The following is a 22454-nucleotide window of genomic DNA, read 5'->3' on the forward strand; positions in this document are numbered from 1 at the left end:
ATGTTGGGACCTGTCTGACCATGGAGAAGATTGGTTAATGCTTCGTCACTGGAGCATGATGCCGAAAAGTGTGAAGCGGTTTTCGGACGACATCATGCTCCGTCTCTTTGACTTAGAGACGGGGTCAGATTTCAGGTCGAACAGACCTGAAATCATCCGGCTCTGGCGGCGGCTTTGGCGTTTACCCTATTCTTCCGCCTGACCGTTCTTTCGCGCCGCGAACGACGTCAGCGCCGAGAGGAAATCGCCAAGGCCGGGGCGCTTCACGGCGATGAACGGCAACGGACGGGCGGTTTCCATCGCCGCGATGCCGATGCGCGCCGTCATCATGCCGTTGACCACGCCTTCGCCGAGTTTCGCGGAGAGTTTCGCGGCAAGGCCGTGGCCGACGATCTGCTGCACGAAACTGTCGCCCACGGCGATCGAGCCCGTCACCGCCAGATGCGCAAGCACGCCACGCGCCAGCCGGAAGAAGCCGAGCGTGCCTGGACGGCCACCGTAAAGCTCGGACAGGCGCCGGATCAGCCGCCCGGCCTCGAACACGACATAGGCGATGTCGACCAGCGCACGGGGGCTGACAGCCGTTATGAGGGACACGCGCTTCGCGGCCTCGAGGATCATGATTTTGGCGCGCGCATCAAGAGGCGACAGGATCTCGGTCTCGGCGAGCCGCACCAGATTGGCGCCGTCGATGATCTCGCCGCGCAATCCGGCAAGCGAACGGCGGCCAGCGGCGGTCTCGGGTTTTGCGGCGACAAAGGCCGAGAGTTCGTCGACCAAAGCGCGCGCTGCCTTGGGATCGTCGCGCGCCACCGCATCCAGGGCCCGCTTCTGCATCTTTTCGACTTCGGCAAGGCGGGCAATGGCGAGGAATTCGCGAATGAGGATGACAAGCAGCGAGAGCAGCGCGATCGCCGCCATGCCGGCCGCCAGCCAGCCAAGCCACTCGGCGCGCGCAAACAGGTCGCGGATCAGCTGGTCCGCCCACAGGCCGACCGCCAGCGAGACGAGCACGCTGAGAGCGCCCAGGAACAGCCGGGCGAGCAGCGAACGCTTTCTCGGCGCCGTTGCCGGCGGCGGAACCGCGGCCTCGATATCCGGCTCGTCGAAGATGTCGACTTCCGAGGGGATCACGACCGCCACATCGGCCCTTGCGGCACGCGGCCGGCGCACCGGCTGTTCCTCGGCGACGCGACTCTGTGTTGCTTGCGGCCTCGTCTCCACGTCGGGTTCGATGCGGAAGGCCGCCGGTTTGCGGGGCGCGGTCATGCCAGATGATCTCCGATCAGGAACTGCAACGCGCGGTCGAGCCGGATATGCGGCAAGGACAGCGTGACGCCTTCGGCGGTGCGTTCGAGCTTCGGCGGGCGGAATCGCACGAAGCGGATTGCCGGTTCGTTGCGATCTGGCGGCGATCCGGAAACGTCGAACACCGCATCGACCTTTTCCGGCAAATCGCCCGGGAATATGGCGGTTTCGGTCTTTCCGTCGAATGTCTCGCCGTTGATCTTCTCGCCCTTCAGCGGGGTACCGATGATCACCGGCAGCGTCTCGCGGCTTTGCTTCACCGTGCCCTCGCGCGTCGAGCGAACCGCGGCCATGGCGACGACGTCAACGGCGGCGCCGCTGAAATTCGCCCGCGCAACCGCACGGTCGGTGAGCCGGCGTACGATCGCCTGCAGCCGGTCATGGCTTTCATGGTGCAAATGGTCCGCCTTGGTCGCGGCCACAAGAATACGGTCGATGCGGCGCGAGAAGAAGTCGGTCAGGAAATTGCCGCGTCCGGGCCGGAAGCACGACAGGATCTCGGTGACGGCACGCTCCAGATCGGCCATGGCGGCCGGGCCGGCATTGAGCGCCTGCATGGCGTCGATCAGCACGATCTGCCGATCGAGGCGGGCGATGTGTTCGCGAAAGAACGGTTTTACGACATGCGTCTTATAGGCCTCGTAGCGGCGCTCCATCATCGCCTGCAGCGATCCGGGGCGCGGCCGGCCCGGCGACAGCCTCATCAGCGGTGCGAAGGTCAGCGCCGGCGAGCCTTCGAGGTCGCCCGGCATCAGGAACCGGCCGGGCGGCAGCGTCGACAGCGCCCGCTCGTCGAGCTTGCAGGCCCCGAGATAGGCAGCAAAGCTTTCGGCCAATCGCCGCGCCGTCATCTCGTCGGCGTCGGCGTCGGGATCGACGGCGGAGGCCAGCTCGCACCAGCCCCGCGACAGGTCGGAGCGGACGGGCAGGGCGGCCAGTTCAACCGCCTCACGCGAAAAATCGGCGAAGGACTTGCCGAGCAGCGGCAGGTCGAGCAGCCATTCGCCGGGATAGTCGACGATATCGACAGATAGTTTTCCGGCTGAAAACAACCGGCTCCAGCCGGAAGCCGACTCATATTCGATGGTGAGCCTGAGTTCGGAGATCGCGCGCGTGGAGTCCGGCCAGACGCGGTCGTTCACCAAAGCCGCGACGTGGTCCTCATACTGGAAGCGCGGAACGGCGTCGTCCGGCTGTTCCTCGAGGAAGGCGCGGGCGATGCGGCCGGATTTCTGCGCCTCGAACAGCGGCAGGCGGCCGCCATGGATGAGATTGTGGACGAGGGCGGAGATGAACACCGTCTTGCCGGCGCGGGAAAGGCCGGTGACGCCAAGCCGCAATGACGGGGAGAAGAGCCCGGCGGCGCGGCCCGACAACGTGTCGAGCGCAATCCTTGCCTCGTCGGTAAAGCTGGTCAGCGATGATGCCAAATCGGGCCTCTGGTTGCGCGTCAGCGCCCGATATAGGCCTTGGGCCGCGCGTTTGAAATGGCCTCAGAGGTCGGCGGGCGTGAGAAAGGCTTCGAGATAGCCATTGCCCTGCGCCGCTTCGGCAAGGTTGCCTGGAAAGCGTACGACGGCGAGGCCGGAGGTTGGAAAGCCGTAGTTCATCATGCCGCGCGCCGCCTCCTCGCCATCGCCCGAGACCGCCATGGCCAGATCCTCTGTCATGGGGTTGTGGCCGATCACCAGAAGCTGGTCGGCACCGCCATTCCTGCGGATAATGTCGAGATAGCCGGCAGCATCCTCGCTGTAGAGCGTGTCGAAGAACAGGACCCGGCCGGTGTCGGTGCGTCCCGCCAGGCCTTCCAGCGTCTGCCGGGCACGTTTGGCGTTGGAGCAGAGGGTGACGTCGGGCACGTAGTTGCGGGCCCGCATGGCCTCTCCGATGGCTTCGGCATCGGCCATGCCCGATTCGTCGAGCGGGCGGTCGAAATCGCGAACGCCGGGCATCGCCCAGCCGGCTTTGGCATGCCGCAACAGATAAAGTCTGCTCAACCGGTCCCCCATAGTGCTGCCTTTCGGGCAAAGCGCGATTAGTCACCAGAACCATGTCGCGCACAATGGCCGGCGCCAGCAACTGCAACGAATCATGTGCGAATTCGTTTTTGTGCCGTTGAAACAACGTCGTCGCCCTGGCCGCCGATACGAGACTAACAATTGCGTGAGGCTGTCACCGATAGCGCTTGTGCAGCCTCGTGTCCCCGAATATATAGGCGCCAAATTTGGGGTTGTTGGGTGAGTCGAATGAACGACATCGTTACCGCCGATTACGTACCCTCCGAAGACGAGCCGTTCATGAACGAACGGCAAAAATCGTACTTCCGCCAAAAGCTTATAACCTGGAAGAGCGACATTCTCCGCGAAGCGCGCGAAACCCTCGAAATCCTGCAGCAGGAAAACGCCAACCACCCCGACCTAGCCGATCGCGCCTCCTCCGAAACCGACCGCGCCATTGAATTGCGCGCCCGTGATCGCCAACGCAAGCTCATCTCGAAAATCGACTCCGCGCTCCAGCGCATCGACGAAGGCACCTACGGCTATTGCGAGGAGACCGGCGAGCCGATCGCGTTGAAGCGGCTTGACGCGCGCCCGATCGCGACGCTGTCGATCGAGGCGCAGGAGCGCCACGAGCGCCGCGAGAAGGTCTATCGCGACGACTGACGCAAACTGGATAAGCAATCAAAAATGGCCGGATTTCCGGCCATTTTTGTTTTTCAGCGCCAATCAAGGGTGGAGAGCCTGGTCCGTGGAGGCCAGTCAGCGCTTGTGGCTGCCCAGTTCGCCAAGAAGCTTGGTCATCTCGTCATCGAGCGAAGGCTTGGCTGCCGGCTTGGCGATTGCCGACTGGGAATGCGTTTCGTCGAGAGAGGTCTCGAGTTCGTGCATCAGCGTGTCGTCGATGGAATCGTTTGAGGGCGGCGGTGTGTATCTGGTGCTGCCATTCGTCGTTCCGTAGCTCGGCAGCGGCATGACCTTTGCCGTCGGCTGGCTCGGCGCCACCGGCTTGGGCGCGGGCGCGGGCGCCGGCGGGCGCGTTGCGGCAGCTGGCTGGGCGGCAGGCGGCGGTGGCTGCCTGGCGGGCGCGGGTGCCGGTGCCGGTTGTGGCGCGCGCGGGCGTGCCGCGGCGGCTGCCTGCTGCTGGCCGCTGTCGCCGGTCAGCGCGGGCCGGCGCGGCGCGGCCAGCCTGATATCGCGCTCGACCACGACGTCGGTCGGTCCGCCGATCAGGATCAGGTGCTCGATGTCGTCGCGACGCACCAGCACCAGCCGGCGATGGCTGTCGACGGCGGTGGCGTCCATCACCGCAAGGCGCGTCTTGCGGTTCCTGCCGCCAGCCACGAAGGTGCCGAAGGTCAGGTTGCGCACAACCTTGATGACGAGCAGGACGACGACAAGCAAAATGAGCGCCGCGAACGTCCACAGGATTGCAGCGACATAACCCGGACCCGCCACGCTATCCAGCCACTGCAGCATCGGTGCACCCGCTTTTTTGAGGTGAAGCGACACTAGACCGCGGTGGCGGCCCGCCGCAAGTTCACATCACCCATCGTGAACAGTTTGAAACATGAATCGTTGATTTTATCGGACATTTGCCGCCGGGGCCTTTTCCGCTACAGGAGAATGTGATTCAACCGACCGTCCGCGCCCGTCGGACACCGGAATCACGAGCAGGGGGAACATGGCCAAGGAAGCGCGCGGCGATTTCTATCCGGTACCGATCGTCGACCAGAACACGCGTCCGGGCGCCGTTACCAGGCTCATCGTCTTCATCGTCGTGCTGACCGGGGCCGCGATCGTCTTCGGACTTTTCCGCGAGCGTCTCGGCGACCCTTTCCTGCTCGGCATGCTCGGCGTGCTCGCCATGATCGGCGTCGGCTTCCTGTTCGCGACCGCGATAGGCTTCGTTCAAATCGCGCCGCGTTCGACCGGCGACGAATTGTCGAAAGCCTTTGTCGATTCGATGTCGCAGGGCCTGCTGGTCACCGACACCAAGGGCCGCGTCGTCTATGCCAACCGAGCCTATGCCGACATGACGGGAGCTGCCTCCGCCGCCGATCTCAAGACGGTCGAAGGGCTGCTGTCGGATGTTCCCGAGGCCTCGATGACGATCTACCGGCTGGCGTCGGGCCTGCGGGACGGCCAGGCCGGCGACGGCGAGTTCCGGCTGGCCCAGTCGATCAAGCCGGGCGCCGAACCCGGCGCGCGTTGGTATCGCGCCCGTGCCCGCGCCTTCAGCATGCCGGGCCAACGGCTGCCGATGCTTGCCTGGCAGCTCGCCGACATCTCGCAGGAACGGGCGGAGCAGGAGCGTTTCTTCCTCGACCTGCAGAAAGCCATCGACCATCTCGACCATGCGCCGGCCGGATTCTTCTCGGCCGATCAGGAAGGCCGCGTCACCTATATCAACGCCACGCTCGCCGAGTGGCTCGGCATCGACCTTGCCTCCTTCACGCCGGGCGCCATCACGCTGCCGGAAATCATCGCCGGCGACGGCATGGCGCTGGTCCGTTCGGTCAAGGCCGACCCGGGCACCACCCGCAACGCGGTCATCGACCTCGACCTCACCACCATGAGCGGCCAGGCGCTGCCGGTGCGCTTCATGCACCGGGTTTCGGCAAGCCGCGAAGGCGTGAACGGCCCGACCCGCACGATCGTGCTCAACCGCACCCAGGGCGAGGACGCTTCCGCGGAATTGCGGGCCTCCGAGGTTCGCTTCACCCGCTTCTTCAACTCGACGCCGATGGCGATTGCCGGCGTCGATGCGAACGGGCGTATCCTGCGCACCAACGCGCCGTTCCTGCAGCTGTTTTCGTCGGTGGTCGACCGCGACGCCGTCGACCGGCGCGTGCGCTTCGAAACGATCGTCCACGAGCGCGACCGGCCGGCCTTCGGCGCTGCCTTCGAGAAAGCCAGGCAGCGGCAGGCCAATATCGCGCCGATCGACTCCGTGCTGCCCGGCAATGAAGAGCGCCATATCCGCTTCTACGTCAACGCCGTCGCCGACAGCGCCGGTGGCGAAGGCGCCGAGGAATCGGCGATCGTCTACGCGGTCGAGACCACCGAGCAGAAGGCGCTCGAGGGCCAGATGGCGCAGAGCCAGAAAATGCAGGCGGTCGGCCAGCTCGCCGGCGGTATCGCGCATGACTTCAACAACGTGCTCACCGCTATAATCATGGCGTCCGACCTTCTCTTGACCAACCACCGGCCGTCGGACCCGTCTTTCCCCGACATCATGAACATCAAGCAGAACGCCAACCGGGCGGCCTCGCTCGTGCGGCAATTGCTGGCCTTCTCGCGCAAGCAGACGCTGCGGCCGGAAGTGCTCAACCTGACCGATGTTCTGGCCGACCTCAGGATGCTGCTCGCCCGCCTGGTCGGCAACGACATCAAGCTGAAGATCGACCACGGCCGTGATCTCTGGCCGGTCAAGGTCGATATCGGCCAGTTCGAGCAGGTGGTGGTCAATCTTGCCGTCAATGCGCGCGACGCCATGCCAAGCGGCGGAGATCTCACCGTGCGCACCCGCAACGTCACCGCCGACGAGTGCAAGTCCTTCGCCTATCGCGAACTGACGCCGGCCGACTATGTGCTCGTCGACGTCGAGGACACCGGCAGCGGCATCGCGCCCGACGTCTTGAAGAAGATCTTCGAGCCGTTCTTCACGACCAAGGAAGTGGGTAAGGGCACCGGCCTCGGCCTGTCGATGGTCTACGGCATCATCAAGCAGACCGGCGGTTTCATCTTCTGCGATTCCGAAGTCGGCAAGGGGACGGTGTTCCGTATCTTCCTGCCGCGCCACATCGCCGAGGCAAAGAAGCAGGCGGAGCCCGGCGAGGCGCCGTCGACCGCGGCGACGGTTCCGGCAAAGACCGCCGACACCGCCAAAGACCTGTCCGGTTCGGCCACTGTGCTTCTCGTCGAGGACGAAGACGCCGTGCGCATGGGCGGCGTCAGGGCGCTGATCTCGCGCGGCTATACCGTCCACGAGGCGTCGTCCGGCGTCGAGGCGCTGGAAGTGTTCGAGGCGCTCGGCGGCAAGGTCGATATCGTCGTGTCCGACGTGGTGATGCCGGAGATGGACGGGCCGACTTTGCTCGGCGAGCTGCGCAAACGCCAGCCGGACATCAAGTTCGTGTTCGTTTCGGGCTACGCCGAGGACGCTTTTGCGAAGAACCTGCCGGCCGACGCCCATTTCGGCTTCCTGCCGAAACCGTTCTCGCTCAAGCAGTTGGCGACGATCGTCAAGGATGTGCTGGAATCCTAGAGCGGTTTCACCGTTTCACGGAAACGGTGAAACCACTTACACTTGTTCCTGGAATTGCTTCTAAAACAGCTACCGCTTGCGCATTGGCGCGACCCTGCCATGATAATCATCGGATGGGTTTGTCATCGGGGTGGTAGCGCGTGACGCCGCATATCGAGGCGGGCAGGGGAGACTATGCCGAAACGGTGCTGCTGCCGGGCGATCCCGAGCGCGCCCGGTGGATGGCGCAAACCTTTCTCGAGGCGTCGCGCTGCGTCAACCGCCGAAGGGGCGCGCTGGGTTTCACCGGCCGGTTCCGCGGCAAGCCGGTCAGTATCCAGGCGACAGGCATCGGCGTTTCGTCGTTCCTGATCTATTGCCACGAACTGCTCGACTATCATGGCGTGAAGACGCTGATCCGTACCGGCACATGCGGCGCGTTGACCGAGGATGTGGCGCTGCGCAGCGTCGTTGTTTCCAGCTCGGTGCGCGCCGAAGGGGCAATCAGCGGACAGGTGTTCGGACTTTACCAGCCGGCGGGACCGCACCCAGCGCTCCATGCGCTGGCGCTGCAATGCGCGGCCGATCTCGGCATCGCCTGCAGCGCGGGACTAACGGTCTGCAGCGACGTGTTCCATCATCCGGACGGCCGCGCGCGGTTCGATGAACCGAGGGCGCTCGGAGCGCTGGCGGTCGATATGGAGACCAGCGCCCTCTACCGCATCTCGGCGCATTTCGGCGCGCGCGCCTTGTCGTTGCTGACCGTCGTCGACCATGTCGTCACCGACGAGCAGACCGACTATTCGGAACGCCAGGCGCTTTTCACCGACATGACCCGGCTGGCGCTCGAAGTCGCTGCCGAAAGCTAGGCGGCTTCCCGCTTCAATGCAGCTTGCTCCTCGGCGTTGGGGCGATGGCCCAGCAGATAGAGCGCGCAGGTCGTGCGCAGCATGGAAGCGAAGTTCGGGATCTGGCCGTTGATCTCGATCGCTTCATCATAGAGTTTCGAGATGAATTTCGGCGTCGTCAGTCCCTGGCTGTCGGCGATCTCGTCAAGGAGACCCCAGAATGTCGCCTCAAGCTGGATGCTGGTCGAATGGCCGTCGATGCGGATCGACCGGTTGATCTGCCGATAGCCTTCCGGGTCCTGCCCGGCAAAGACTCTGCACATCGCTACCTCCCGTTCTTGTTTATCTTGGGCGCTGATTAAAGTCGGCTGGCGCCTTTTTGAACACTGCCTGCACTCGTCATCTTCGATCCGGTGGCCGGCTGCGGCAATCGGACTTTCGTCCTTAGAGCCGGATGATTTCAGGTCGAATCGACCTGAAATCTGAATCCGGCTCCAAATCAAAGAGATAGAGCATGATGTCGCCCGAAAACCGCTGCACACTTTTCGGCATCATGCTCTAGGCGCGCCCATCGCTGTACGCGCCGGGACACTATCCATTTTCATGCCGCATGCGTGGTAATCGGCTGCCACCACCTTTTTTCGCCGGCGCGCATAATCGATTCCATAAGCACCAAAAGCTGCGGAGTCCGATTTGGCGAAGGCGATCCATTCCATGATCCGGGTTCTCGACGAGGCACGGTCCGTCGATTTCTACAACAAGGCCTTCGGCCTCGACGTGGCGCAGCGGCTCGATTTCGAGAGCTTCACGCTCATCTATCTCAGCAACGCGGACTCGCCGTTCGAGGTGGAGCTGACCGTGAACAAGGGGCGCACCGAGCCTTATGCGCTGGGCGACGGCTACGGCCATCTCGCTGTCTCGGTTGCCGATCTCGACAGCGAGCACGACCGGATCGGCGCGCTCGGTTTCAATCCGAAGAAGATCGTCGAGTTCAACCGCGATGGGCGGCTGCTTGCCCGCTTCTTCTTCATCGAGGATCCCGACGGCTACAAGATCGAGGTCCTGCAGCGCGCAGGGCGCTTCCAATAGGGAACATATCGGCCGCGCGGACCGGCGCGGCGCCAGCAACGGCACTCTTCGGGGTGCGAACAGCAAGCAGGGAGGAAATCATGGTTACACTCTACGAGAAGAAACCCGACTACGAGACGAAGCCCGGCCTTTCGCGGCGCGAGCTTCTCAAGCGCGGCGGCGCGGGCGCGCTGCTTATCATCTCAGGCAGCGCCGTCATCAGCCCGGAGCATGCCTGGGGTCTGGAAACCTCGGCGCTGAAGCCCGAGACGATGGCGACGCTTATCCAGGTGGCGCGCGACATCTATCCGCACGATCAGGTGCCGGACAAATATTACGCCATCGCCGTCAAGGGCCATGACGAGACGGCCGCCAAGGACCCGGCCCATAAGGAACTGATCGAGAAGGGTATTGCCGAACTCGACAAGAAGGCCGGCAAGGGCGGCTATCGCGGGCTTGGCTGGGAAGAGGAGCGGGTCGCGCTGCTCACCGGCATCGAGAAGACGCCTTTCTTCCAGGCGGTGCGCGGCGGGCTCGTCGTCAGCATCTACAACCAGAAGGAGATATGGCCGGTCTTCGGTTACGAAGGCGAGTCCTACTCCAAGGGCGGCTACATCGCGCGCGGCTTCAATGACATCGAGTGGCTGTAGGCCGCTCTGTCCCGAACCGCTTTTCGATAGATTTCATGGGAGGAAACCATGGCAGCATCATTTGATCTCAAGAACGACGGCGTGGTCGTCATCATCGGCTCCGGCGCCGGCGGCGGCACGCTCGGCAATGAACTGGCGCAGAAAGGCATCGACGTCGTCATCCTCGAGGCGGGCGCCCGCCACGAATATGAGGATTTCATCAACGACGAATGGGATTCCTTTGCCCAGCTCGCCTGGAAGGACAAGCGTACCACCTCGGGCGACTGGCGTGTGGCCAAGGATTTCCCGAACCTGCCGGCCTGGATCGTCAAGTCGGTCGGCGGCTCGACGACACACTGGGCGGGCGCCTCGCTGCGCTTCCAGGAGCATGAATTCAAAACCGCCTCGACCTACGGCAAGGTCAAGGGCGCGAACCTTCTCGACTGGCCGGTGACACTCGCCGAGATGGAACCCTATTACGCCAAGGCCGAAGCCAAGATGGGCGTCACGGGCACCAACGACTGGCCGCGGCTGCCGGGCAACAACAACTTCAAGGTGCTCAAGGCCGGCGCCGACAAGCTCGGCTACAAGGAATGCCACACCGGCAACATGGCCATCAATTCGGTGGAGCGCGACGACCGCAATTCCTGCCAGCAGACCGGCTTCTGCTTCCAGGGCTGCAAATGGGGCGCCAAATGGTCGACGCTCTACACCGAGATCCCGAAGGGCGAGGCGACCGGGCATCTGGAAGTCCGGCCGAATTCGATGGCGATCAAGATCAACCATGACGCTTCAGGCAAGGTGACCGGCGTCGTCTATGCCGACAAGGACGGCAAGCTGCAGGAGCAGAAGGCCCGCATCGTCGCGGTGGCCGGCAATTCGATCGAGAGCCCGCGCCTGCTGCTCAATTCGGAGTCGTCCAAATTCCCGCACGGGCTTGCCAACTCGTCCGGCCAGGTGGGCAAGAACTACATGCGACACACCACCGGCTCGGTCTACGCCATCTTCGACAAGCCGGTGCACATGTATCGCGGCACCACGATGGCCGGCATCATCCGCGACGAGGCGCGCCATGATCCCTCACGCGGCTTCGTCGGCGGCTACGAGATGGAGACGCTGTCGCTCGGCCTGCCGTTCATGGCGGCCTTCCTCAACCCCGGCGGCTGGGGCCGTTCCTTCACTACGGCGCTCGACCATTATGACCATATGGCGGGTCTGTGGATCGTCGGCGAGGACATGCCGCGCGAGGAGAACCGCATCACGCTGCACAAGGACGAAAAGGACGAGCACGGCATGCCGATCGCCGAAGTCCATTTCGACGACCATCCCAACGACGAGGCAATGCGCGACCATGCCTACAGCCGAGGCCAGGCCCTCTACGCCGCGGTTGGCGCGACGCGGACCTTCCCGACACCGCCTTATCCGTCCACCCACAATCTCGGCACCAACCGGATGAGCGAGAAACCGCAGGACGGCGTCGTCAACAAGCATGGCCAGTCACACGACATCAAGAACCTGTTCGTGTCCGACGGCAGCCAGTTCACCAGCGGCGGCGCAGAGAACCCGACACTGACCATCGTGACGCTGGCGATCCGCCAGGCCGACTACATCGCCGCCCAGATGTCGGCAAAAACCATTTGACCTCCCGACTGCCTGCTGGCGCGGGACCCGAGAGGGTTCCGCGCCTTTTTTGTCGGTCGCGCTCGCCTCAGGCGCCGACCGGCTGGCCGTCCTTGCGGCGGATGGCGACGACCGATGGGCGCGGCGGCTGGCCGTCCTTGAAATCGGGCCAAAGCGACTTCGCCTTGTCGAGCGTCTCGGCATCCTCCGACGGATGCTGGACCGAGAGGAACAGCGTCGTGCCGTCAGGCGTAAAGCAGGGGCCGGTCGCCTCGGCGCCGTGCGGGCAGGTGAAGAGCAGTTTTGGCAGGCCACGCGCCGCGCCTTCTGTGTCGACGCCATAGACACCGTCCGGAAGGTCGAAGTCGTTGGCGCCGTCGGTCGCCACCCAGAGGCGACCGGCTGGATCGAAGGTGATGTTGTCGGGGCAGACGAACCAGCCATTGTCGGACGTGTCCGGGTGGAAGGTGGCGCCGATCTTGGCATCCTTGGGATTGCCGCAGAGCACGAACAGGTCCCAGGCATATTTGTCGGCGGTGTGGTCGGCGTCAGCGCCACGGCCGCCCGGCGGGATCAGCTCGACGATGTGACCCCAGAGGTTTTCCGGCCGCGTATTAGCGGGGTTGACCTTGGATTCGTCGCGCTTCTTGTTCTTGGTCATGACGGCATAGACGCGACCGGTGACCGGGTTGGTCTCGATGTCCTCCGGCCGGTCCATCGGCGTGGCGCCGACCGCGTCGGCGGCAAGGCGGGTCTTCAAAAGCACCTCGGCCTGGTCGGCGAAGGCGTTCTCGCCGGTAAGCTTGCCCTGGCCGTGGACCAGCGGCAGCCAGCTCATCGAGCCGTCGGCATCGAAGCGCGCCACCGAGAGCACGCCGTCGTCCAGCAGGTCCTTGGCCGAAGCGGGGTTGGCCGGGTCGTAAGGCTTGGTCGAGACGAAGCGGTACATGTATTCGAAATAGTCGTCGTCGCCCATATAGACGACGATGCGGCCGTCCTTGATGCGTACGACGGTGGAGGCTTCGTGCGACATGCGGCCGAGCGCGGTGCGCTTGACCGGCTTCGACTGCGGATCATAGGGGTCGATCTCGACCACCCAGTCGAAGCGGTTCGGCTCGTTCGGCTCCTTGTCGATGTTGAAGCGGTCGTGGAAGCGGCCGCGGCCATAAATGTCGGAGCCGTCGAAGCCGTAGCGGCCGAGAATATCGGCGGTCGGCGCCTTCTTCGGATCGCCGCCGAAAAGGTCGGACACGCCTTCCTCGCAGGTCAGCACCGTGCCCCAGGGCGTGACGCCGCCGCTGCAATTGTAGCTGGTGCCGAGGATCTTGCGGCCGCTGGCGTCGGCCGAGGTCTGCATCAGCGCATGGCCGGCGACTGGGCCGGAGACAACCATCTCGGTGTTGGCGGTGATGCGGCGGTTGAGCGGGCTGTCCTCGACGGTCTGCCACTTGCCGTCCTTCAGCATCACCTCGACGATCGAATGGCCCATGGCGGCGAGGCCGAGATCGACCTGTTCCCTGGTCATCGTCTTGCCGGCGTCGGTCTCGGTCGTGCCGGGAAACATCACGTTCGGCGAGATGTATTCGTTGTTGACGCAGAGCAGGCCGTGGTCGGAGTTCACCGAACCCTTGGGCAGCGGCATGAAGGCGATGTAGTCGCAATTGTAGCCGAAGCGCTTTTCTTGCTCTTCCGCCGCGACCTTGTTGCCGTCGAATTCGGCCAGGCCGGCCGCGAGCGGATCGCCCCAACGCGCGACGACGGTGGTTTCATAACCCTCGGCGGCGGCATGGGTCTTGTCGTAGACCCGGTTCAGCTCGGGAAAACCGAGGGTGGATTGAGCGGCCGCGGCATGTGTTTCGCCGGCAAACAAGGAGCCGACAAAGCTGCCGCCGGCAATCAACGTGCCGGAAGCGAGGCCGCTCTTGAGGAGTTCGCGGCGTGAGACGCGCGCGGCAATGATGTCGCGGATAACAGGGGAGGATGAAGACGGGGAGTTGGCCATCGTGTCTGCCTCTCGGTGGATGTTGACGACATGCGCTGCCTAAGGCGCTTCGACAACATCCCGATGACATGGAGAGCGCTATTGTTTCGGGCGGCGGCCCCGCGGCTGAGCGATGGGCCGCGTGACGGCTATCTTTTGGTGCAGGTCGAGGCCGTGAAGGCGCCGTCCTGCTGCTTCATGATGATGTCGAAGGAGGGGCCGCTTGGGTCATCCAACGTCGCCTGGGTCATTGAAATAGAATTACCGCCGCTGGTGTAGCCGCCGAGCGGGCCTAGCCAGCTGATCTCGCCGTTCGGGTTCATCTGGTAGTCGTAGGCCTGCGGCGCGGCGCCGAAGGTCACCGGGCCGCTATAGAGGCTGCCCTTGATGGTGATGTCGCCCAGATTGAGGAACAGGCCGAGCAGATAGACCTCGCAGTGATACGTGCCGTCGGGCAGCTTGCCGTCGGTGAAGTCGGCTCGCGCGCCGCCGGCGGCGGACAGGAGAAGCAGGAACCACAGGAAACTCAGGATAATGCGTGAGGCCATGATGTCTCTCGTTTGCGCGGCGACCTTGCCCCATTTTGCTGCGCGCCCGCAACCGGTGCAGATCAGGCATTATCCGAAGTTGGTGAAAACATAGGCATTTTTACCATTTGGGCAAAATCTAGGCAGCGTTGCGTAAACTTTTCTCAACTTTTGCGCATTGCAGCAATCCGAACCGTTTGACCGCTACAGGATAAGTATCTCTAAATCCTACGCTATCTAACGATCCGCTTCCGCTCCTACTCGTTTGGCACGTCACTTGCACCGTTATGTTGCGATGCAAAACACCAGCTTGGGAGTGTGCAAAATGAGGGGTAATTTCTCGACAATAACAAAAATGTTTTCGGCCGGCGTAATCGCTGCCGGGCTGTCGATGTCGGCTCCCGCCAAGGCGGCCGACGACACGATCAAGGTCGGCATCCTCCATTCGCTGTCGGGGACCATGGCGATTTCGGAGACGACGCTGAAAGACGTCATGCTGATGCTGATCGACGAGCAGAACGCCAAGGGCGGCCTGCTCGGCAAGAAACTGGAGGCGGTGGTCGTCGACCCGGCGTCCAACTGGCCGCTTTTCGCTGAAAAGGCGCGTGAGCTGATCTCGAAGGACAAGGTGGCGGCGGTGTTCGGCTGCTGGACTTCGGTGTCGCGCAAATCGGTGCTGCCGGTTTTCAGCGAGCTCGACAACATCCTGTTCTATCCCGTCCAGTATGAGGGCGAGGAGAGCGAGCGCAACGTGTTCTACACGGGTGCGGCGCCGAACCAGCAGGCCATCCCGGCCGTCGACTATCTGATGAGTGCTGACGGCGGCTCGGTGAAGCGCTGGGTGCTCGAAGGCACCGATTACGTCTATCCGCGCACCACCAACAAGATCCTCGAAGCCTATCTGAAGGCGAAGGGGGTGCCGGCCGAGGACATCATGGTCAACTACACGCCGTTCGGCTTCTCCGACTGGCAGACCGAGGTCTCGGCGATCAAGAAGTTCGGCTCCGCCGGCAAGAAGACGGCGGTCGTCTCGACCGTCAACGGCGACGCCAACGTGCCGTTCTATAAGGAACTCGGCAACCAGGGCATCAAGGCCGAGGACATTCCGGTCATGGCCTTCTCGGTCGGCGAGGAAGAACTGGCGGGCCTCGACACCGCGCCGCTGGTCGGCCACCTCGCCGCCTGGAACTACTTTGAAAGCATCGACACGCCGGCGAACAAGAAGTTCATCGACCACTGGCACAAGTTCATCAAGAACGACAAGCGCACCACCAACGACCCGATGGAGGCCCATTACATCGGCTTCAACATGTGGGTGAAGGCGGTCGAGAAAGCCGGCACCACCGACCCGGACAAGGTCATCGATGCCATGGTCGGCGTTTCGGTGCCGAACCTGACCGGCGGCTATTCGACGATGATGCCCAACCACCACATCACGAAGCCGGTGCTGATCGGCGAAATCCAGGCGGATGGCCAGTTCGAGACCGTCTCGCAAACGCCCGGCCTCGTGATGGGCGATGAATGGTCCGACTACCTGCCGGATTCCAAGGACCTGATCTCCGACTGGCGAGCTCCGCTCAGCTGCGGCAACTTTAACGTCGCAACCGGCAAGTGCGGCGGCAAGGGCACCAACTGATCCGGTCCGGACCTCGGTCCGGGATCTCCCAGGTCTGTCGGATCGCGGAGTGGCCCCACGATTCGAGACCGCTGCCCGGGCGGGTTTAAATCCGCCCGGGCGAGATCCCCGAAACCAAGAAAGCTGCTTGAAGACGACAATGCTGCTGCTGCGCGCAATTGGTCTGATGCTTTTGCTGACGATGGCAAACCTGTTGCCGTCGGAGGCCGCCGAAGCCGACCTTCGCGCGACGATTGCCAAGTTTGCGACTGCCACCAATTTCTCGGCTACCGAAGCCGTCGTACGCGAGTTGGCCGCGAGCGGCGATCCGGCGGTCGAGCGTCCGCTTGCGGCGCTCGCCGACGGCAATCTCTACATTCGCAAGAGCGACTCCCAAGTTTTCGTCGGCAAGGATGCCGGCGACCGCATCGAGCTCCTTGATCCGTTGAGCGGCGGGAAGGCTGCCGATGCGGACAAAGCCGACCTCACCAAGATCAAGGTCAACAACGGCCTGCGCCGTGTCATCCGCGATGCGCTGGGCACGCTGACCTTGCGCGCCAAGGACGCAAACGTGCGCCTCGCCGCGGCGATGACGATGTTCAAGACGCCCGACGCGGCGAATATCGAGCCGCTCGGCGCCGCGATCGGCGCCGAGACCGAGCCGTCCGTGAAGGCGATGTTTGAACAGGCGCGCGCCGCGTCCATCCTCGTTTCAGACAAGCCGGAAGCCGACAAGCTCGCGGCGGTCTCTGTCATCGCGGCGCGCGGCGACCGGGATGCGCTGTCGCTGCTGACATCCGTCGAGGCAAATGCGCAGGGCGCGGTCAAGGACGCGGCAAGCGCCGCGATCGGCAAGATCAATTCGACGCTTGCCTTGTGGGATGCCGGCCAGAACATCTGGTACGGTATTTCGCTGGGGTCGGTGCTGCTGCTGGCTGCGATCGGCCTTGCCATCACCTTCGGCGTCATGGGCGTCATCAACATGGCGCATGGCGAGATGGTGATGCTGGGGGCCTACACCACCTTCGTCGTGCAGCAGGTGATCCGTACTTCTTTCCCCGGCTTGTTCGACTGGTCGCTGGTGATCGCGCTGCCGCTCGCCTTTCTTGTCGCGGCGCTGGTCGGCCTCGCGATCGAGCGCGGCATCATCCGCTTCCTCTATGGACGCCCGCTCGAGACCCTCCTGGCCACCTGGGGCGTCTCGCTGGTCCTTCAGCAGGCGGTGCGCAGCATCTTCGGACCGACCAACCAGGAGGTGGGAAACCCGTCCTGGATGTCCGGCTCCTTCGATATCGGCCAGTTGGCGGTTACCTGGAACCGGCTGTGGATCCTTGTGTTCGCACTCCTCGTGTTCGCGGTGCTGCTCTACGTCATGAAGCGCACGCCCTGGGGGCTGCAGATGCGCGCCGTCACCGCCAACCGCCGCATGGCCGCCTCGATGGGCATCAAGACGCCATGGGTGGATGCGCTGACCTTCGCGTTGGGCTCCGGCATTGCCGGGATTGCAGGTGTTGCGCTCAGCCAGATCGACAACGTGTCGCCCAATCTCGGCCGCGGCTACATCATCGACAGTTTCATGGTCGTGGTCTTCGGCGGCGTCGGCAACCTCTGGGGCACGCTGGTCGGCGCCTTCTCGCTCGGTATCGTCAACAAGTTCCTTGAGCCTTATGCGGGCGCCGTGCTGGGCAAGATCGTCGTGCTGGTGCTGATCATCCTGTTCATCCAGAAGCGCCCGCGCGGCCTGTTCGCGCTGAAGGGCAGGGCGGTGGAGGCATGATCGCACAGCGCTTCTTCGGCGCCGATCGGCGCATTGCCATCACCATTCTCGTCCTGCTGGCGGCGGCCATCATCGTGCCGATGCTCAACCTCGCGGTCTCGCCGCAGAGCGCCGTCTATATCCCGCCCTATATCGTGGCGCTGGTCGGCAAGTATCTCTGCTATGCGCTGCTGGCGCTCGCGCTCGACTTGGTCTGGGGGTATTGCGGCATCCTTTCGCTCGGCCACGGCGCCTTCTTCGCGCTCGGCGGGTATGCGATGGGCATGTATCTGATGCGCCAGATCGGTTCGCGCGGCGTCTACGGCAATCCCATCCTGCCGGACTTCATGGTGTTCCTGAACTACAAGGAACTGCCCTGGTTCTGGCACGGCATCGACCATTTCTGGTTCGCGGCGCTGATGGCGCTGGCCGTGCCCGGCCTGCTCGCCTTCGTCTTCGGCTGGTTCGCCTTCCGCAGCCGCGTCACCGGTGTCTATTTGTCGATCATCACCCAGGCGATGACCTATGCGCTGCTGCTCGCCTTTTTCCGCAACGACATGGGGTTCGGCGGTAACAACGGCCTGACCGATTTCAAGGATATTCTGGGCTTCAACGTGCAGGCCGATGCGACGCGCTCGGCGCTGTTTTCGGCAAGCGCGGTGATGTTGGCTCTGGCCGTCTACCTCACCGCGGCGATCGTCCGCTCCAAATACGGCAAGCTCTTGATGGCTGTCCGCGACGCCGAGAGCCGAACCCGTTTCCTCGGCTGGCGGGCCGAGAACGTCAAACTCTTCGCCTTCACCGTCTCGGCGATCATGGCCGGCATCGCCGGCGCGCTCTACGTGCCGCAAGTCGGCATCATCAATCCCGGCGAGTTCGAGCCATCCAATTCGATCGAGGTGGTGATCTGGACCGCCGTCGGCGGGCGCGGCACCATCGTCGGCCCGATCCTCGGCGCGCTTCTCGTCAATGCCGGCAAATCCTGGTTCACCGGCGTGCTCCCGGAATTCTGGCTGTTCGCGCTGGGTGGGCTGTTCGTCGCCGTCACGCTGTTGCTGCCGAAGGGGATCGTTGGCATGTGGGACAACTGGCGTGGCAAGGCAAAGGCGCTGCGCGCGGCCTCGCTTGCCGCCGAAGCCGGCGCCGATCCCGAGGTGCGGCAGCCGAAGATCGTGCGCTCGGCGGCAAGGACGCCGGGCGCCTGGTCGGCCGCCGGCCCCGAGCCGCAGCCGGCGGAGTGAGCGACCATGAGCAAGTCGAACACCATCCTCTATCTCGACGGCGTGTCGGTTTCCTTCGACGGCTTTCGCGCCATCAACAACCTGTCGCTGGTGCTCGACAAAGGCGAGATGCGCGCCATCATCGGACCCAACGGCGCCGGCAAGACGACGATGATGGACATCGTCACCGGCAAGACCCGGCCGGACGAGGGCGAAGTGTTCTTCGACGGCCAGGTGGACCTCACCCGCCACGACGAGGCCGAGATCGCCATGATGGGCATCGGCCGCAAGTTCCAGAAGCCGACCGTGTTCGAGAGCCACAGCGTCGAGGACAATCTCATGCTGGCGCTGAAAGGGCCGCGCTCGATCTGGCCTGCACTGTTTCACCGCTGCTCCGCCGGCGAGACGCGGCGCATCGACGACATTCTCGGCATCATCCGCCTCGGCGACAAGCGCGACGAACTCGCTGCAAATCTCAGCCATGGCCAGAAGCAGTGGCTGGAGATCGGCATGCTGCTCGCCCAGGACCCGAAGCTTTTGCTCGTCGACGAGCCGGTCGCCGGCATGACCGATGCCGAGACCGAGGAGACCGCGCGCCTGCTCAAGGACATCGCCCGTGACCATTCGGTGGTGGTCGTCGAGCACGACATGCATTTCGTGCGCGAGCTTGGCGTCAAGGTCACCTGCCTGCACGAGGGCTCGGTGCTGTCGGAGGGCACGCTGGATTTCGTTTCGGCGGACGAGCGGGTCGTCGAAGTCTATCTGGGGCGGTGAGCATGGTCTGGCGGGTTCCGTTTTACCGTTTCGATTTCGCTTTTCTGAAGCGCTGGAGAAGGGGCTGACCATGCTCGAAGTCTCAAATGCCACGCTTCACTACGGCGCCGCCGAGGCATTGCGCGGCGTCTCGCTGAAGGCAGGTGCTGGCAAGATCACCTGCGTGCTCGGCCGAAACGGCGTCGGCAAAACCAGTTTGATGAGATCGATCGTCGGCCATCACCGGCTGACGAGCGGAAGCGTTGCCTTCGAGGGGAAGGCGCTCGACCGGAGCGCGGCGTATGACCGCGCCCGGTCGGGCATCGCATTCGTGCCGCAGGGCAGGGAGGTCTTCCCGCTGCTGACGGTGCGCGAAAACCTGGAATCCGGCTTTGCGCCGCTGCGGCGCGCCGACCGCAATATTCCAGCCCATGTCTTCGAGCTGTTTCCGGTCTTGAAGCAGATGCTCGGCCGCCGCGGCGGCGACTTGTCCGGCGGCCAGCAGCAGCAGCTCGCCATAGGCCGGGCGCTGGTGATGCGGCCGAAGCTCCTGGTGCTCGACGAGCCGACCGAAGGCATCCAGCCCTCGATCATCAAGGATATCGGCCGCGCCATCCGCTATCTGCGCGACCAGGCGGGGATCGCCGTGCTTCTGGTCGAGCAATATCTCGACTTCTGCCGCGAGCTTGCCGACGAGGTCAACATCATGGACCGCGGCCGGATCGTGCATACCGGTCCGGCCGGGGATCTCGATCGGGCGGATGTGAGGAAATTCCTGACCGTATAACCCAGGTGAACGGTAGCTCTCCTGGGGCGGCAATGGTAGACTCCGGGGATTAGCTCAAACATCTCTCTCAAACATCTCTCACGTCGTCATCCTTGGGCGAAGCAAGGAGCGTAGCGACGCGGCGCAGACCCAAGGATCCATGCCGTCACGTCTGCCGAATGATGCAGCGGTGCAGAATATATCCGTTCTGCCCGCGCCCGAATATCCCTGATTCTGCACCGTTAGTAACGCTTCGAAGTATTGGCATGGATCCGTGGGTCTTCGCTCCGCTTCACGTCGCTGCGCCCAAGGATGACGAAGCTATTGAGCGCTCTGGTGCGCTCAATACCGCGTGCTAGTCTTTTCTTGGCCTTGGTGAGTCGGCCGCTTTCCGTATCAGTCGCGAATGAAGGGGAAGGCGCGGGCTCGGCCGCAAGTTCCACGCAAGCAAGTCTGGCTAGCTTTCCCCGCAGTGATTGTCGGTCAACGCGTCCAAAAGAAGCTTGCCAGGGGACGGCCATGGAACGTTTTGTCGAGGACTATCAGAAGCGGCGCCTCACGGAGCGCGTCGACATCATGACCGCGATCAACATCCTGATGTCGCAAGGCTATGACGAGGATGATCTGCTGGGCGAAATCACCAAGGTTTTCTACGTCGATCTCGACGCCTTCAATGACGTGATCTCGCACCATTGAAAATTCGCATGCGGCCGTTGCGTTACGATAGCGGTGAAGACACCATAATTCCGCGGCGTCAGAGGACCGCTATCGACAACAGCAGTATGACGCCGACCCCCATCATCAATAGACCCGGCCAATTCTGCGACAGGCCGAGGAAACCGAGTCCGCGCCGCCGCGGCTCCAGTGTCGGGCCCGGTGTTGCCAGGTTCGGCGCCGGGCGATCCGGCGCTGTAGGTGCTGGATCACTCAGTCGTCCGCGCCTCAGAGTGGCGCCTGCCATGTACACGACGCCGGCGACGGTAAGCAACGCACCGAGGATGACGGTCATCTTTCCTCGCTCCTTTCCAACGCCGCGGGATTTGGCAAGCGTTTCGCGAGGCGGCTGCCTTGCCGTTCCGACCTTCGGCAACCGGTGCGACTTGGCAGCGGCCTCCCGCGATCGGCGGCTGAGACAGAACGGTCAAGATGGCCGGCAGGTTCCGACAAGCCGACGGCCGATTAGCGTCGCGTGACGCGCCGAACAGAGCTCTGGCGTTTGAACAAGGGCCGCTGTGGAGGTCCGCAGCTCTAATGCATGTCGCCCAGAAGTGTACGCGGTTCTGGGACAACGACATGCATCAAAACAAGGACTTTAAGCTGTCACCCGCTTCATCAGCGCCATGGCGCCGAACGGCGCGCGCACCTTGCCCTCGGTGATGAAGTAGGCAAACACGTCGCGCGGCTTGACCGGCGCGTCGGTCTTGGGATTGGCGCGCGGCAGGTCGGCTGGTTGCTTGCCTTGCGCCCAGGTCTTCACCCGTCCCGCCCATTCGTCGAGGCCCTTCGGCGTGTAGCAGTCGGGATTGTCGTCGCTGCCGGTCTGCAGCCGCGCATAGACGAAGTCGCCGGTGACGTCGGCGATCGCCGGATATTTTGCGTGGTCGGCACAGACGATAGCGGCGTTGTACTTGCGCGCCAAAGCGGGGAATTCCGGCACGATGAAGCTGTCGTGACGCACCTCCAGCGCGTGGCGCAAGGGCACGCCGTCCTGCTTCTCTGGCAGAAGTTTGAGAAAAGCTTCGAAATCGTCGGCATCGAATTTCTTGGTCGGCGCGAACTGCCAAAGAATCGGGCCGAGCTTGTCGCCGAGCGCGGCAACGCCTGAGCCGAGGAAGCGCACCAGGGATTCGCCTGCCTCGCCGAGCACGCGGCGGTTGGTGACGAAGCGGTTGCCCTTGAGCGAGAAGACGAAGCCATCCGGCGCGTCGTTGGCCCACTTCACGAAGGTCGGTTCCTTGAAGCTGGAATAGTAGGTGCCGTTGACCTCGATGCTCGGCACCTGGCGGCTGGCGTAATGCAGCTGCTTGGCCTTGGCGAGCTTGTCCGGATAGAAGGAGGTATCCCAAGGCTCAAAAGTCCAGCCGCCCATGCCGGAGCGGATTTTTCCTTGGCTCATT

At 63.5% G+C, this 22454-nt stretch carries 22 protein-coding genes; 12 read left to right on the forward strand and 10 right to left on the reverse strand.

Annotation, left to right across the window (positions count from 1 at the left end; translation table 11 throughout):
* Positions 1-186: 186 nt before the first annotated feature.
* From ACWGS9_RS02915 to ACWGS9_RS02925, 3 genes are all read right to left on the reverse strand, one after another.
* Positions 187-1269, reverse strand: a complete 1083-nt coding sequence (locus ACWGS9_RS02915; protein WP_454503802.1) for a YcjF family protein — start codon at positions 1267-1269, stop codon at positions 187-189.
* Entirely contained in the window at positions 1266-2738 is a 1473-nt protein-coding gene (locus ACWGS9_RS02920; protein WP_454503803.1) for a YcjX family GTP-binding protein, read from the reverse strand. The genes ACWGS9_RS02915 and ACWGS9_RS02920 overlap by 4 nt, the downstream gene beginning before the upstream one ends.
* Before the next feature lie 63 nt (positions 2739-2801).
* Positions 2802-3305, reverse strand: coding sequence for a SixA phosphatase family protein (locus ACWGS9_RS02925; RefSeq protein WP_454503804.1), 504 nt, complete (start codon positions 3303-3305; stop codon positions 2802-2804).
* 249 nt (positions 3306-3554) lie between these two features.
* Between ACWGS9_RS02925 and dksA the strand changes: the two genes are divergently transcribed.
* A complete protein-coding gene (gene dksA / locus ACWGS9_RS02930) occupies positions 3555-3971 on the forward strand; it encodes an RNA polymerase-binding protein DksA (protein ID WP_027166326.1) in 417 nt (138 codons plus the stop codon).
* A 96-nt stretch (positions 3972-4067) separates the two neighbouring features.
* Here dksA and ACWGS9_RS02935 read toward each other — a convergent pair whose 3' ends face one another.
* On the reverse strand, positions 4068-4784 hold the full coding sequence (locus ACWGS9_RS02935) for a hypothetical protein (protein WP_454503805.1): 717 nt from the start codon (positions 4782-4784) through the stop codon (positions 4068-4070).
* A 205-nt stretch (positions 4785-4989) separates the two neighbouring features.
* Here ACWGS9_RS02935 and cckA point away from each other — a divergent pair, with 205 nt between their 5' ends.
* Together cckA and ACWGS9_RS02945 are read left to right on the forward strand one after the other, a co-directional pair.
* Positions 4990-7575 carry a cell cycle histidine kinase CckA gene (gene cckA, locus ACWGS9_RS02940; protein WP_454503806.1) on the forward strand — a complete coding sequence of 862 codons (2586 nt, stop codon included), beginning with the start codon at positions 4990-4992 and terminating at the stop codon, positions 7573-7575.
* Between the two features lie 140 nt (positions 7576-7715).
* Complete coding sequence (locus ACWGS9_RS02945) at positions 7716-8423, forward strand: purine-nucleoside phosphorylase (protein ID WP_454503807.1); 708 nt, start codon at positions 7716-7718, stop codon at positions 8421-8423.
* On the opposite strand, the gene ACWGS9_RS02950 is transcribed toward ACWGS9_RS02945, so the two are convergent.
* Together ACWGS9_RS02950 and ACWGS9_RS02955 are read right to left on the reverse strand one after the other, a co-directional pair.
* Positions 8420-8725 carry a ribbon-helix-helix domain-containing protein gene (locus ACWGS9_RS02950; protein ID WP_454503808.1) on the reverse strand — a complete coding sequence of 102 codons (306 nt, stop codon included), beginning with the start codon at positions 8723-8725 and terminating at the stop codon, positions 8420-8422. The genes ACWGS9_RS02945 and ACWGS9_RS02950 overlap by 4 nt on opposite strands.
* Positions 8726-8953: 228 nt before the next feature.
* Positions 8954-9118, reverse strand: coding sequence for a hypothetical protein (locus ACWGS9_RS02955; protein ID WP_454503974.1), 165 nt, complete (start codon positions 9116-9118; stop codon positions 8954-8956).
* Between ACWGS9_RS02955 and ACWGS9_RS02960 the strand changes: the two genes are divergently transcribed.
* The 3 genes from ACWGS9_RS02960 to ACWGS9_RS02970 all read left to right on the forward strand — a co-directional run bounded on the left by ACWGS9_RS02960 (position 9096) and on the right by ACWGS9_RS02970 (position 11740).
* Entirely contained in the window at positions 9096-9491 is a 396-nt protein-coding gene (locus ACWGS9_RS02960; RefSeq protein ID WP_454503809.1) for a VOC family protein, read from the forward strand. The genes ACWGS9_RS02955 and ACWGS9_RS02960 overlap by 23 nt on opposite strands.
* Positions 9492-9571: 80 nt before the next feature.
* Positions 9572-10120 (forward strand): gluconate 2-dehydrogenase subunit 3 family protein, encoded by a 549-nt coding sequence (locus ACWGS9_RS02965; RefSeq protein ID WP_454503810.1) that lies wholly within the window; start codon positions 9572-9574, stop codon positions 10118-10120.
* Between the two features lie 48 nt (positions 10121-10168).
* The gene (locus ACWGS9_RS02970; RefSeq protein ID WP_454503811.1) at positions 10169-11740 is read left to right on the forward strand and encodes a GMC family oxidoreductase; all 1572 of its coding nucleotides are present in this window, start codon (positions 10169-10171) and stop codon (positions 11738-11740) included.
* Between the two features lie 67 nt (positions 11741-11807).
* On the opposite strand, the gene ACWGS9_RS02975 is transcribed toward ACWGS9_RS02970, so the two are convergent.
* Both ACWGS9_RS02975 and ACWGS9_RS02980 read right to left on the reverse strand, forming a co-directional pair.
* A complete protein-coding gene (locus tag ACWGS9_RS02975) occupies positions 11808-13721 on the reverse strand; it encodes a PhoX family protein (protein ID WP_454503812.1) in 1914 nt (637 codons plus the stop codon).
* A 128-nt stretch (positions 13722-13849) separates the two neighbouring features.
* Entirely contained in the window at positions 13850-14248 is a 399-nt protein-coding gene (locus ACWGS9_RS02980; protein ID WP_454503813.1) for a hypothetical protein, read from the reverse strand.
* Between the two features lie 304 nt (positions 14249-14552).
* On the opposite strand from ACWGS9_RS02980, the gene urtA reads away from it, so the two are divergent.
* The 6 genes from urtA (at position 14553) to ACWGS9_RS03010 (ending at position 21033) form a co-directional block, all read left to right on the forward strand.
* Complete coding sequence (gene urtA / locus ACWGS9_RS02985; protein ID WP_454503814.1) at positions 14553-15863, forward strand: urea ABC transporter substrate-binding protein; 1311 nt, start codon at positions 14553-14555, stop codon at positions 15861-15863.
* A gap of 139 nt (positions 15864-16002) precedes the next feature.
* A complete protein-coding gene (gene urtB, locus ACWGS9_RS02990) occupies positions 16003-17619 on the forward strand; it encodes an urea ABC transporter permease subunit UrtB (RefSeq protein WP_454503815.1) in 1617 nt (538 codons plus the stop codon).
* The gene (gene urtC, locus ACWGS9_RS02995) at positions 17616-18839 is read left to right on the forward strand and encodes an urea ABC transporter permease subunit UrtC (RefSeq protein WP_454503816.1); all 1224 of its coding nucleotides are present in this window, start codon (positions 17616-17618) and stop codon (positions 18837-18839) included. Before urtB ends, urtC begins: the two co-directional genes overlap by 4 nt.
* A gap of 6 nt (positions 18840-18845) precedes the next feature.
* Positions 18846-19592 (forward strand): urea ABC transporter ATP-binding protein UrtD, encoded by a 747-nt coding sequence (urtD, locus tag ACWGS9_RS03000; RefSeq protein ID WP_454503817.1) that lies wholly within the window; start codon positions 18846-18848, stop codon positions 19590-19592.
* A 70-nt stretch (positions 19593-19662) separates the two neighbouring features.
* On the forward strand, positions 19663-20358 hold the full coding sequence (gene urtE / locus ACWGS9_RS03005; protein WP_454503818.1) for an urea ABC transporter ATP-binding subunit UrtE: 696 nt from the start codon (positions 19663-19665) through the stop codon (positions 20356-20358).
* 498 nt (positions 20359-20856) lie between these two features.
* Positions 20857-21033 carry a hypothetical protein gene (locus tag ACWGS9_RS03010; protein WP_320213490.1) on the forward strand — a complete coding sequence of 59 codons (177 nt, stop codon included), beginning with the start codon at positions 20857-20859 and terminating at the stop codon, positions 21031-21033.
* Between the two features lie 58 nt (positions 21034-21091).
* Here ACWGS9_RS03010 and ACWGS9_RS03015 read toward each other — a convergent pair whose 3' ends face one another.
* Entirely contained in the window at positions 21092-21346 is a 255-nt protein-coding gene (locus ACWGS9_RS03015) for a PH domain-containing protein (RefSeq protein WP_454503819.1), read from the reverse strand.
* Between the two features lie 303 nt (positions 21347-21649).
* Positions 21650-22453, reverse strand: a complete 804-nt coding sequence (locus ACWGS9_RS03020) for a DUF72 domain-containing protein (protein WP_454503820.1) — start codon at positions 22451-22453, stop codon at positions 21650-21652.
* Position 22454: the final 1 nt, after the last annotated feature.

Source organism: Mesorhizobium sp. Arg314 (genome assembly GCF_053714275.1).